Genomic DNA, 12,307 nt, shown 5'->3' on the forward strand with positions numbered 1-12,307 from the left:
GAGACCGCTACGCAGTCCAACCCATCCGGCGAAGCCACGCGGCGCAGAGCCCGGTCCATTGCTCGGCACCGGGCGTTCCGGCTGCCAGGCCGATGCCGTGGATACCGTTGGGAAAAACGTGCAGCTCCGTGGCAACTCCGGCTCGGCTGAGCGCTCCTGCGTAGGCCAGGCTGTGGCTGACGGGAACGGATTCGTCGTCTGCCGTGTGCCAGAGGAACGCCGGCGGTGTTGCCGGGGTGACGTGCAGCTCGGCGGAGAGCTGCCGCAGGACATCCGCAGGGGCACCAACTCCGGCGAGATTCTCCACGGACCCCTGATGCGCGGAATCGACGAAGGAAATCACCGGATAGCAGAGGATGCTGAGGTCCGGCACTGACGCAGCACGATCCAGCCCGGGATTTCCGGCGAGCACGCCTACCGACAAAGTAGCGGCAAGATGCCCACCCGCCGAAAACCCGAGAACCCCCACACGTGAGGGATCAACGGTCAACCCGTGCGCCCCGCTCCGGATCCACAGCATGGCTTCCTTGGCGGCCATCAGAGGCGCAGGATGCCGCTCCGGCGCCACCGGGTATCGCAACACAAACGCGTGAATCCCCAGCGAAGCGAGCCACTCTGCCACAGGTTCGGCTTCATGGTCTGCCGTTTTCGCGTAGCCGCCCCCGGGCAGAACCAGAACTGCGGGCGCCGCCAGACCGGAAGGCCCGACGGCGGGAATCACCGTGAGCGCTCGGGGCGCCTGGGCCTCCGCTGCGGTCATACCTGCGATTCCACCGGGGTTTCGGTGCTGCGGCGGAGCTTGACCGCCCCGCTGACAGGCGGAGTGTCAGGATCTCCTGCGGCGAGGCGTCCAATGTCCTCGAGCGGTAAATGCACCGTTGAAAGAGCGGGCCGGAAGTCGCGGAGGGTTTCGATGTCGTCAAAGCCGGCGATGGTGGCATCACGGGGAATCCACACCCCTTCGGGCCGTAGGGCCGCAGTGACTCCGATAGCCATGACGTCGTTCACGGCGAAGATGCAGAGCCGTTCTTGGGACGCCTTGATCCGGTCCGCGAGCGCCAGGCCGGCTTCATATCCCCCGGCGCGGTTGAATCCGGTGCGGATGATTTCCGCTGTGGGCCTGCCGGCGTCTTCGAGTCCTCGCTGGAATCCGCGGACCCTGTCGTCGGAGGTGTAGAGCCCTTCGGGGCCGGCAACGATCAGGAATTCGCCGTCGTGGGTAGCGGCCAGTTCGGCGGCCAGGCCGGCGGCGAGCTCTTCATTGGGGACCTTCACCACGTGGTAGCCCTCGGTGGTGGACGCTCCAACTACGGGGTGACCCACCACTCCCACGTGCCCGCCGTTGCGGCAGTAGCGGTCCAGTTCGGCAGCGAGTTCACTGTTTCCTTGCTTGTCCTCGGCGCGGACTGAGCGCGATCCGGCGATCACGATGGAGTCGGCACGGCGGGCAGCGAATGCAGCTACTGCTTCCTTCTCGTCGTGCGGGGTGCCTGATGTGCTGGCCAGCAGGACCATGCGGTTCTGTTGGCGGGCCGCTTCCTGGACGCCGCGGGCGATGGCAGAGAAGTAGGGATCGGCGATGTCGTGGACAATAAGGCCGATCAACCCTGAACTGGACTTTGCGAGCGCCTGCGCCTGCGCATTGGGAACATAACCCAGTTTGTCGGCGGCTTCGCGGACGCGTTGCGCGATATCTTCTGCTGGTTTGCGGGACGAGCCGTTGAGGACCCGGGATGCCGTAGCGAGGGAGACCCCGGCCAAACGGGCAACTTCACTCAGTGTGCTGGCGGCCACGGGGAACTCCTTTTCTGCAAGCGTCGGGACTGGCGCTAAGGAAATTATGGCAGTTCTCTTGGAATTTTGGGAAAGCGCTTGCCAATACGGCGCGCCATGGTGCATGATCGATTGCAGCGGGAATGCGCTTTCCCACATGACATAAGTAAGCACCGGCAACGCTCAGCGGCCGGCACACAAGGCACTGGAGAAAACATGGGCTTCGAAACAAAGACGATCCGTATCGCCATGAACGGCATCACCGGCCGTATGGGCTACCGCCAGCACCTGCTGCGGTCCATCCTCCCCATCCGCGATGCCGGCGGCTTCACCTTGGAAGACGGCACCAAGGTTCAGGTGGAGCCGATCCTGGTTGGCCGCAACGAAGCCAAGATCCGCGAGCTCGCCGAACTCCACAAGGTCTCCGAGTGGACCACCGACCTGGACGCCGTCATTGCCGACCCCACCGTTGACATCATCTTCGACGCGTCCATGACCAGCCTCCGCGCCGCCACCCTGAAGAAGGCAATGCGCGCCGGCAAGCACATCTTCACCGAGAAGCCCACGGCCGAGACCCTGGAAGAAGCAATCGAGCTGGCACAGATCGGCAAGGAAGCCGGCGTCACCGCAGGCGTAGTGCACGACAAGCTGTACCTCCCCGGCCTGGTCAAGCTCCGCCGCCTGGTGGATGAAGGCTTCTTCGGCCGCATCCTTTCCATCCGTGGCGAATTCGGTTACTGGGTCTTCGAAGGCGACGTCCAGGCTGCCCAGCGCCCGTCCTGGAACTACCGCAAGGAAGACGGCGGCGGAATGACCACGGACATGTTCTGCCACTGGAACTACGTCCTTGAAGGCATCATCGGCAAGGTCAAGAGCGTCAACGCCAAGACCGCAACGCACATCCCCGCACGTTGGGACGAGGCCGGCAAGGAATACAAGGCCACCGCCGACGACGCCTCCTACGGCATCTTCGAACTCGAAACCCCGGGTGGCGACGACGTCATCGGCCAGATCAACTCGTCCTGGGCCGTTCGCGTCTACCGCGACGAACTGGTTGAGTTCCAGATCGACGGCACGCACGGTTCCGCCGTCGCCGGTTTGAACAAGTGCGTTGCGCAGCAGCGCGCCCACACCCCCAAGCCGGTCTGGAACCCGGACCTGCCCGTCACGGAATCCTTCCGCAGCCAGTGGCAGGAAGTCCCCGCCAACGCTGAACTGGACAACGGCTTCAAGCTGCAGTGGGAAGAATTCCTGCGCGACGTCGTCGCCGGTCGCGAGCACCGCTTCGGCCTGCTTTCCGCAGCACGCGGTGTGCAGCTGGCCGAACTCGGCCTGCAGTCCTCGGCTGAGCGCCGCACCATCGACATCCCGGAGATCACCCTCTAATGACGTCACTGATTCTTCCCACCGACGACGGCGGCACCCGCGAGTACCGCCTTCAGGCGGCCACATCGTGGACCAAACCGACTGCTCCTTTGACGGCCCGCCGCGCCTACGCCGCAGCACACGTCATCCCTGAGGTCTCCGCGGACAACACTCCCGGCGCCCCGGCCCAGCTTGACTGGGACGCCACCCTGGCGTACCGGCACGAGCTGTGGTCCTATGGCTTGGGCGTTGCCGATGCCATGGACACCGCACAGCGCGGCATGGGCCTGGATTGGGCCGCGACCCAGCAGCTCATCAAGCGCACCGGCACCGAGGCCGCTTCCGCCGTGGCAGCGGGCAACGCCGCCATCGCCGGCAAGTCCGTCCGGGACCTCGTTTCCTGCGGCGCCGGCACCGACCAGCTGGACATCACCGCCCTTCCCGAGGGTGCAGCGGGTATCCAGGCCGTCATTGATGCTTACCGCGAGCAGATCGCGGTGGTCAGTGAGGCCGGTCCCAAGGTCATCCTCATGGCATCCCGCGCCCTGGCCAAGGTTGCCAACGGCGCCGACGACTACCTGCACGTCTACTCGACACTCCTGCAGGAAGTGGACCAGCCCGTCATCCTGCACTGGCTGGGCACCATGTTCGACCCCGCGCTGGCAGGCTACTGGGGCTCCGATGACGTCTCCGTTGCCACCGAAACGTTCCTCAGCCTGATCCGCGAACACTCGGACAAGGTTGACGGCGTGAAGGTTTCGCTGCTGGACGCCTCACACGAGGTCGCCCTCCGCGCCAACCTGCCGGAAGGCGTCCGCCTCTACACCGGCGACGACTTCAACTACCCGGAACTGATCGACGGCGACCAAACGCACCACTCGGACGCCCTTCTGGGCATCTTCGCGGCGATCTACCCGGCCGCTTCGGTAGCGTTGCAGAAGTACGACGCCGGTCAGGGCGCCGAAGGGCGCGCCATCCTGGACTCCACCCGTGAGCTCGGAAAGCACATCTTCAGCGCCCCCACGTTCTACTACAAGACGGGCATCGCCTTCATGTCCTGGCTCAGCGGCAAGCAGCCCGGCTTCCAGATGGTGGGCGGCCTGCACTCCGGCCGTTCGGTGCTGCACTTGGCCAAGACCTTCGAACTGGCAGACCAAGCCGGCTTGCTGAAGGATCCGTCGCTGGCCGCGTTCCGGATGTCTGACTTCCTGCGGATCAACGGGGTGGGCGCATGAGCTCCGATTTCTCGCGACTCTCCCTGAACAGCGCCACCACCAAAAAATGGACCCTGGCCGAAGCCGTTGACGGTTGCGCCCGCGCCGGCATCCCCGCGATCGGGCCGTGGCGCGACCGCGTGGCCGAGGCCGGACTGGACAAGGCCGCCAAGCTCATCAAGGACGCCGGTCTGCGTGTTTCCTCGCTCTGCCGCGGTGGCTTCCTCACCGCAGCCGATGCCGAGGGACAGGCCGCAGCTCTGGCTGACAATTTCGAAGCCGTCCGCGAAGCAGTAGCGCTGGACACCCAGGAACTGTTCCTGGTGGTTGGCGGGCTTGCTCCCGGAGAGAAGGACGTCGTCGCTGCACGCCAGCGCGTGGCGGACCGGCTCCAGGAACTTGTTCCCTTCGCCTCCGAAAACGGCGTCCGCCTGGTGCTGGAACCCTTGCACCCGATGTACGCAGCGGACCGCGCACTCATCTCCACCCTTGGCCAGGCCTTGGATCTCGCCGCGCCGTACGACGCAAAGGCTGTTGGCGTCGCCGTCGACACCTTCCACGTCTGGTGGGACCCGGAACTGAAGGCGCAGATCGAACGTGCCGGCCGCGAGAACCGCATTGCCTCGTACCAGGTGTGCGACTTCAACCTGCCCATCGCTGCGGACGCGCTGTTGTCCCGCGGCATGATGGGCGACGGCGTCATCGACTTCGCCACCATCGGCACCTGGGTCAGGGACGCCGGGTACAAGGGCGACATCGAGGTAGAGATCTTCAACCAGGAAATCTGGGACGCCGATGGCGACGCAGTCCTGGAAACCATGAAGCAGCGCTACGCGGAGCTCGTCCTCCCGTTCGCCTAACAACGTGGTCCTCCCGCGGATGCCCTAAGTTCCGCGGGAGGATCGCTCCAAAGCCAGCGGGCTCCTGCCAAGGTCACGGCAGGGGCCCGCTTTTGTGTCAGCTAAAAGTCCTCGAACGCGCAGGTGAGATAAGTGGTACACAGCTGAAACATGGCGTCGATGGGAGGAAACAATGGGCACCTACGCTGGTTTTACCTGGACAAAGACGTCCACGAAACCCCTGAAAGGACACCACCATGATGCTCTTGAAGACACTGACCTTTTTCCTCGACGCCAGCGGCAGCCACAGCGGGCCGTCCGGCGATTCCGCCAGCGAACACGCCCCTGCTGTCGCCACCGAACGCCTGACCTCCAGCGCCTGGGAGGGCTGGTGGGATGACGCCGATCAGGGTTTCCCTGCCGAGGCCTGATGGCTCATGAAGCTCGAGCAGTCAGCTGCATGCGGGCTTTCGGCCGGCCGATCAAGGTGACCGAGCCGCCGTCGGGCGCTGTCAATTCCAACCTGATGTTCCGCGAGCCCGCTTGGGGTTCGATTGAGTCGACGTGGAAAACCTTACCGCTGATCCGGACGCTGTCGCCGTTACGGATGGCTTTGAGCTTGGCGTTGTGCGTTTCAGTTCTCACTGCGGGTGTCTCCTCGTCCGGCTACTTGTTCTTCTTGGGCTCGTCACCGTGCGTTTCGCGGATTTCTTCGCCGTCCCGAATTACTTCGTCTTCCTTTTCCTGCATTTTGTCGCTCTTCTTGGTATCGCGCGGCGGGAGTTGAATGCTCTCCTCGGCCTCAATGCCGCCCTGGAGTTGGCGGCCGCGCTCCATTTCGGCGTCGAACTCGGCGCCGAACAGCAAGGACATGTTGAGGATCCAGAGCCACAGCAGCATGATGATGACGCCCGCGAGGGCACCGTACGTCTTGTTGTAGTTGCTGAAGTTGGCAACGTAGAAACCGAAGCCCAGCGAGGCAAGGGCGAAAATCACCAAGGCAATGAGAGAGCCCATGCTCATCCAGCGAAACTTGGGCTGCTTGACGTTGGGCGTGAAGTAGTAGAGCACGGCAATGATCGCGACCACAATAACTATGAGGACCGGCCATTTGGCAATGTTCCAGACGGTCAGGAAGGTCTCCGACAATCCGATGGCGCCACCGATGGCCTCCGCCACGGGACCACTCAGGACCAGCATGGCAGCGGCGAGCGCTGCACCCACGACGGCGACGACGGTGACGGCGAGCATGGTGCCCCGCAGCTTGATGAAGCCGCGGCCTTCGTCCACTTCGTAAACCCGGTTCATCGCTCGACTGAAGGCGGTGACGTAGCCCGAGGCGGACCAGAGCGCCACCAAGATACCGAAAACCAGGGCGAGCCCGGCCGTGTTGGACTGAGTCAGTTCCTCGATCGGCTGGCGCATGGCGTCAACGCCCGGCCCCGGCGCGAACTGCTGCACAATATCCAACAGTGATGACGTTGTCTTGCCGGCGTCTCCGAAGATGCCAATGAGGGAAACCAGCGCCAAGAGCGCTGGAAACAAGGAGAGGACGGCGTAGTACGTTAGGCCGGCCGCCGCGTCAGGGCATTGATCCTTGGTGAACTCCCGGAGCGTCCGCTTGGCGATGTACATCCATGTGGGCTTGGCGAGATCGTTGGGACTGTCCGGCTTACGCGAATCCTCCGGAGAGGGAGCGGTCTGCGCCTTGGCGGTACTGGTGTGGGCTGAGTCTTGTGAAGTCATGGGGCACTCGTCCGTGGGGGTAGTTTGCGCGAACAACTGATCCATCAATAGTAAGCATGCTGATGATTCATTCGGAAGGACCCACGCCGTTTTATCGCCAGCGAACGCAAACGCGGACCCGGGCGCCCCCGCTCAGGCTAGCTTGCTCGCCAGCAGGAACTCGAACGGCGACTCAATAACGGACCGGATCACCTGGCCCGCAGCACCAAGAAGGGTTCCGGAGTGCTCCAGGGCCGAAACCGTCAGGTTGCCCGGATCAAGCAGGCCGGGCGCATAACGGTCCAAGCTGGTCAGCAGCGCCGGTTTGAGCCATTCCGCCAGGACCGCAAAGTGTCCGCCGAGAACTACTGCCTCTATGTCCATCAACCGGGCAGAAGAAGCGAGCGCGACGCCCAAATACTTTCCGGCGTCGTGTACCGCCCGAGTGGCCTGCGGCTCCTGGGCAGCCAAGGCCGCCAGCAGCAGTTCCGTACGCGCACCGAGCGAGCCCTCAGGAATGCCGGCGGCCTCGAAAATGGCTTCCTGGCCAGCGAACGTTTCCAGGCAGCCCGTGCCTCCGCAGGAGCAGCCCGGCCCATCCGGGTGGACTACGATGTGGCCGAGCTCACCCGCAGAGCCGCCCGGCCCGGTGTAAAGCTCGGAGCCGATGATCACGCCACCGCCCACGCCGACTTCGCCGGAAACGTAGAGGAAGTCCGGCTGGCCAGTGCCATACCAAAGCTCACCGAGAGCAGCACTATTGGCCTCGTTGGACAACCTGACACCCAGCGGGGCGCCCTCCAGCAGGGCCCGGGGATTCAGCTCCTCTTGCTCCCAGTGCAGGTTAGGCGCGGAAAGGACAAGGTTGCGCTGCTCATCCACCAGCCCCGGGACCGCGAGGCCACCACCCAGGATGGCGATGTTGGCGGCGGCGGCCTCGGCTTTCACCTCAGCCGTCAAGAGGCCTAGGCGTTCCATAACCTTGGCCGGAGCCAGACCGCGGTTCCGCGACTCCACGGTTGAGTGGAACCGAAGGTTTCCGCCAAGGTCCACCAGCCCAACAGCCAGGTAGTCAACGTTGATTTCCATTCCCACCACGCCGCGGCGCGAGCTGAGTTCGAGCCCCTGCCCCGGCCGACCCCGCTCGCCGTCACGATAGAGACCCACCTCGGAAACCAGCCCGGATTCCACGAGGTCGGCAACAAGACTGGATACGGCGGCTTTAGTGAGTCCGGTTCCGGCCGCGAGCTGCGCGCGGCTGGGTTTGGCGTCCCCGGTTCGGGCGATGGAGTCCAAGACGAGCGAAAGATTTCGACGGCGGACGTCCCCTACACGCCCGGGCGCGGCTGCTTCATTCACTGGCGTGGGACCTCCCTGCAGATTCAAAGAACTTTTTTCCGGCTTCCATTGACCATGATCCATTATCCCCCATATAGTTCAGATTGAAAACTAATTGGAATGCACTTCTCCAAGTTCTTCCCCAGTGCTTTGCAAAGGAGCAAATATGACCCCGCAGCCCACCCCGCAGGACCGCTTCACCTTTGGCCTCTGGACTGTCGGATGGACCGGCGCCGATCCCTTCGGCGTGGCCACCCGTCCGGCACTGGACCCTGTGGAAGCCGTGCATAAACTCAGCGAGCTGGGCGCTTACGGCATCACTTTCCACGACAATGATCTGATCCCCTTTGACGCCACTGCCTCCGAGCGCGACCTCATTCTGAAGAACTTCAAGGCAGCCTTGGCAGAGACCGGGCTGAAGACGCCCATGGTGACCACCAACCTCTTCAGCCACCCGGTATTTAAGGACGGCGGTTTCACGTCGAACGATCGCTCCATCCGCCGCTTTGCCCTCAGCAAGATCCTCCGGAACATTGACCTCGCCGCAGAGCTTGGCGCAGAAACTTTCGTGATGTGGGGCGGCCGTGAAGGCAGCGAATACGACGGCTCCAAGGACCTCTCCGCAGCGCTGGACCGCATGAAGGAAGGCGTGGACACCGCAGCCGGGTATATCAAGGAAAAGGGCTACGGCCTCCGGATCGCGCTCGAGCCCAAGCCGAACGAACCCCGCGGCGACATCTTCCTCCCCACGGTCGGCCACGGCCTGGCGTTCATCGCGCAGCTCGAGCATGGCGACATCGTGGGCCTCAACCCGGAGACCGGCCACGAACAGATGGCCGGGCTGAACTTCACCCACGGCATCGCCCAGGCCCTGTGGGCGGGCAAGCTCTTCCACATTGACCTCAATGGCCAGCGCGGCATCAAGTACGACCAAGACCTCGTTTTCGGCCACGGCGACCTCACCAGCGCCTTCTTCACGGTGGACCTGCTGGAGAACGGCTTCCCCAACGGCGGACCAAAATACGATGGCCCCCGCCACTTTGATTACAAGCCCTCACGTACCGACGGCTACGACGGCGTGTGGGAATCGGCCAAGTCCAACATGTCCATGTACCTCTTGCTGAAGGAACGCGCTTTGGCCTTCCGCGCTGATCCAGACGTTCAGGAGGCACTTGCTACGTCGGGCGTGTTCGAGCTGGGTGAGCCGACGTTGAACGCCGGCGAAACCACGGCGGACCTGCTCGCTGACGCCAGCGCCTTCGAAACGTTCGACGCCGACAAGGCCGCCGAACGCTCGTTCGCTTTCGTCCGCCTCAACCAGCTGGCCATCGAGCACCTGCTCGGCGCCCGCTAAATCAGACCACCACACTGATATCCCGCCGCCAGGTCGTTCCGGAATTCACTCACGGAACGGCTTGGCGGCGGACCCCAAAAGGATTAACGCATGCCTCTCGTAGCCGGGATCGATAGCTCAACCCAGTCCTGCAAAGTGATCATCCGGGACTCCGTCACCGGTACCTTGGTGCGCCAGGGCAGGGCCTCCCACCCTGACGGCACCGAAGTCCACCCGGATCACTGGTGGACAGCCCTGCAGGACGCGATCAGCCAGGCAGGCGGCCTTGACGACGTCGATGCCGTCTCCATCGGTGGACAACAGCACGGCATGGTGTGCTTGGACGACTACGGCAACGTCGTCCGACCGGCCTTGCTGTGGAACGATACCCGTTCGGCGCCCGACGCAGAGGAATTAATCCTTGAGGCCGGTGGTGGCGATGCCGCCGCCGGGGCAGCATATTGGGCATCCACCACAGGCACAGTTCCCGTAGCATCCCTGACCGCCACCAAGCTTCGCTGGCTCGCAGGGAACGAACCCGCCAATGCCCAACGTACGGCTGCGGTGTGCCTTCCGCATGATTGGCTGTCTTGGCGTTTGGCGGGTCACGGACCCGGAACCGGCCCGGCATCGTTGGAGCTCCTCCGCACCGACCGTTCCGACGCCTCCGGCACAGGCTACTTTTCGGCAACCACTGGGGAGTACTTACCCGCAGTCCTGGAACGCACGCTGGGCCACGTCCCGGTGCTGCCAACCGTCGTCGGGCCTTTGGAAGCGGCGGGCAAGACTCCCACGGGCGCGTTGATCGGCCCGGGTGCGGGAGACAACGCCGCAGCAGGGCTGGGCGTCAACGCCGCCGTCGGGGACGTTGTCATTTCGATCGGAACATCGGGGACGGTGTTCGCGGTATCAGATGTTCCCTCTCATGATGCCAGCGGACTCGTGGCAAGCTTCGCGGATGCGACCGGCAACTACCTTCCGCTGGCCTGCACGCTCAATGCGACCCGGATCTTCGACGCGACAGCTGCACTTCTGGGAGTGACCCTAACGGAACTCGGCAACCTGGCCCTGTCAGCTCCGGAAGGCGCCGACGGGCTGACCCTCGTCCCGTACTTCGACGGGGAGCGGACACCCAACCTGCCCGATGCCACGGGATCGCTCCACGGCATCACCGTCTCCAACTACACTCCAGCCAACATGGCCCGGGCAGCCATTGAGGGTGTGCTGTGTTCCTTGGCCGACGGGCTGGCTGCTCTGCAGGCGCAGAGTGTCTCTGCCCAGCGCATCATTCTGATTGGCGGCGGAGCGCAATCAGACGCCGTCCAACAGATTGCAGCCTCAACTTTCGGCTTGCCTGTCTTCGTCCCAAGGCCCGGCGAGTACGTGGCCGATGGCGCTGCCAGGCAGGCCGCAGGCGTTCTCACCGGTCAGCTCCCGGGCTGGAAGCTTGAAGGGCGGGAGCTGACACCGCAGAGTGCTTCCGGAGTTCCTGGGTTCCTGGCCCGGTACCGGCTTTACGCCGCGGGGGCCGCGAAAGGCTGATCCCACACCGGTGCTCTATCGTGACAGGGTGAGCATTGAACAATCTGCACATCAGCGACCTCCTGTCATGGAGGATGTGGCCCGCGTGGCAGGCGTCTCGCATCAAACCGTGTCGCGCGTTCTGAACAACCACCCCAACGTGAGTTCCAAGACCCGCGAGCGCGTGGAACAGGCAATCACCGAGCTGGGCTACCGACGAAACACGGCTGCTCGCAGCCTGGTGACGCGGCGTTCCCAGACCATTGGCGTGCTCGGCAGCGAAATGGCACAGTACGGGCCGTCTCACACCCTCCTTGGTGTGCAGCAAGCCGCCCGGGATGCGGGCTATTTTGTGAGCGTCGCCGGTTTGCGGGAAGTCACCCCGGAGACCATCAAGGACGCTATTGCCCACTTCATGGACCAAGGCGTAGATGGCATCGTGGTCACTGTTCCCCACCCGGGTACGTTCGACGTCCTCCGCGATGTCACCGCCCAGGTTCCGCTGGTGGCCGTGGGGTCAGTGGGCGACGAACACCTCAGCGGCGCCACGGTCGATCAGAAGCAGGGGGCACGGCTCGCGGTCCAGCACCTTTTGGACCTCGGCCACACTCAGATCGGCCACTTGTCCGGGCCGTCCGATTGGATTGATGCCGCTGCCCGGATCGAGGGTTGGCGGGATGCGCTGGGCGTGGCCGGGATCGAGGCGGAGACCCTTATCGAGGGCGACTGGAGCGCTGAGTGCGGGTACCGGGAAGGCTTGAAGATCGCCGCGGATCGATCCGTGACGGCTCTCTTTGTGGCTAATGACCAGATGGCTCTTGGCGTTCTCCGGGCATTCAATGAAGTTGGCGTCCGGGTGCCGGAGGACATCAGCGTAGTGGGCTTTGACGACCAACCGGAGTCGGCATATTTCATACCTCCACTGACCACCGTGGCGCAAGATTTCGAGGAACTCGGCCGGCGATGCATCGGCTTGCTGTTGGATCGGCTGGAGAGCGGCGCCACGGGCACGCCTGCAACAGTGGTGCCGCGGCTGGTGGTCAGATCCACCACGGCCCAAGCAGCCCACTAGGCATCCCCCACCCAACTAAATAGCAGCTGAGCACGTTTTGAGGACTCTAAACGTGCTCAGCTGCTACGTACTTGGGTGCGCCAGCCACTGACTTCTTCAGAAGGACCCATTCCGCGCGGCCCGCTCT

General features: G+C 63.9%; 12 protein-coding genes. 7 read left to right on the forward strand and 5 right to left on the reverse strand.

The window, feature by feature from the left end; translation table 11 throughout:
• Nucleotides 1–7: 7 nt before the first annotated feature.
• Nucleotides 8–760 carry an alpha/beta hydrolase gene (locus ACZ5J0_RS17460; protein WP_464093674.1) on the reverse strand — a complete coding sequence of 251 codons (753 nt, stop codon included), beginning with the start codon at nucleotides 758–760 and terminating at the stop codon, nucleotides 8–10.
• Nucleotides 757–1,794: a LacI family DNA-binding transcriptional regulator gene (locus ACZ5J0_RS17465; RefSeq protein ID WP_223941078.1), complete on the reverse strand. Its 1,038-nt coding sequence runs from the start codon at nucleotides 1,792–1,794 to the stop codon at nucleotides 757–759. The genes ACZ5J0_RS17460 and ACZ5J0_RS17465 overlap by 4 nt, the downstream gene beginning before the upstream one ends.
• A 195-nt stretch (nucleotides 1,795–1,989) precedes the next feature.
• On the opposite strand from ACZ5J0_RS17465, the gene ACZ5J0_RS17470 reads away from it, so the two are divergent.
• The 4 genes from ACZ5J0_RS17470 (at nucleotide 1,990) to ACZ5J0_RS17485 (ending at nucleotide 5,622) form a co-directional block, all read left to right on the forward strand.
• Complete coding sequence (locus tag ACZ5J0_RS17470; protein ID WP_166842176.1) at nucleotides 1,990–3,159, forward strand: Gfo/Idh/MocA family protein; 1,170 nt, start codon at nucleotides 1,990–1,992, stop codon at nucleotides 3,157–3,159.
• Nucleotides 3,159–4,373: a dihydrodipicolinate synthase family protein gene (locus ACZ5J0_RS17475; protein ID WP_464093675.1), complete on the forward strand. Its 1,215-nt coding sequence runs from the start codon at nucleotides 3,159–3,161 to the stop codon at nucleotides 4,371–4,373. Before ACZ5J0_RS17470 ends, ACZ5J0_RS17475 begins: the two co-directional genes overlap by 1 nt.
• A complete protein-coding gene (locus ACZ5J0_RS17480; RefSeq protein WP_166842174.1) occupies nucleotides 4,370–5,212 on the forward strand; it encodes a sugar phosphate isomerase/epimerase family protein in 843 nt (280 codons plus the stop codon). The genes ACZ5J0_RS17475 and ACZ5J0_RS17480 overlap by 4 nt, the downstream gene beginning before the upstream one ends.
• Nucleotides 5,213–5,448: 236 nt before the next feature.
• The gene (locus ACZ5J0_RS17485) at nucleotides 5,449–5,622 is read left to right on the forward strand and encodes a hypothetical protein (protein WP_165450167.1); all 174 of its coding nucleotides are present in this window, start codon (nucleotides 5,449–5,451) and stop codon (nucleotides 5,620–5,622) included.
• Between the two features lie 4 nt (nucleotides 5,623–5,626).
• On the opposite strand, the gene ACZ5J0_RS17490 is transcribed toward ACZ5J0_RS17485, so the two are convergent.
• From ACZ5J0_RS17490 to ACZ5J0_RS17500, 3 genes are all read right to left on the reverse strand, one after another.
• Nucleotides 5,627–5,836, reverse strand: a complete 210-nt coding sequence (locus ACZ5J0_RS17490; protein WP_464093676.1) for a hypothetical protein — start codon at nucleotides 5,834–5,836, stop codon at nucleotides 5,627–5,629.
• Nucleotides 5,837–5,857: 21 nt separating this feature from the next.
• Nucleotides 5,858–6,937, reverse strand: coding sequence for a YihY/virulence factor BrkB family protein (locus ACZ5J0_RS17495; RefSeq protein ID WP_464093677.1), 1,080 nt, complete (start codon nucleotides 6,935–6,937; stop codon nucleotides 5,858–5,860).
• A gap of 132 nt (nucleotides 6,938–7,069) precedes the next feature.
• Nucleotides 7,070–8,338, reverse strand: coding sequence for an ROK family transcriptional regulator (locus ACZ5J0_RS17500; RefSeq protein ID WP_166842171.1), 1,269 nt, complete (start codon nucleotides 8,336–8,338; stop codon nucleotides 7,070–7,072).
• A gap of 82 nt (nucleotides 8,339–8,420) precedes the next feature.
• Here ACZ5J0_RS17500 and xylA point away from each other — a divergent pair, with 82 nt between their 5' ends.
• The 3 genes from xylA to ACZ5J0_RS17515 all read left to right on the forward strand — a co-directional run bounded on the left by xylA (nucleotide 8,421) and on the right by ACZ5J0_RS17515 (nucleotide 12,180).
• The gene (gene xylA, locus ACZ5J0_RS17505; RefSeq protein ID WP_142937721.1) at nucleotides 8,421–9,608 is read left to right on the forward strand and encodes a xylose isomerase; all 1,188 of its coding nucleotides are present in this window, start codon (nucleotides 8,421–8,423) and stop codon (nucleotides 9,606–9,608) included.
• A 90-nt stretch (nucleotides 9,609–9,698) separates the two neighbouring features.
• Nucleotides 9,699–11,129 carry a xylulokinase gene (locus ACZ5J0_RS17510; RefSeq protein WP_142937720.1) on the forward strand — a complete coding sequence of 477 codons (1,431 nt, stop codon included), beginning with the start codon at nucleotides 9,699–9,701 and terminating at the stop codon, nucleotides 11,127–11,129.
• A 67-nt stretch (nucleotides 11,130–11,196) separates the two neighbouring features.
• Entirely contained in the window at nucleotides 11,197–12,180 is a 984-nt protein-coding gene (locus tag ACZ5J0_RS17515) for a LacI family DNA-binding transcriptional regulator (RefSeq protein ID WP_464094747.1), read from the forward strand.
• Nucleotides 12,181–12,307 lie beyond the last annotated feature (127 nt).

The organism is Arthrobacter sp. DualSoilB13 (assembly GCF_055389195.1).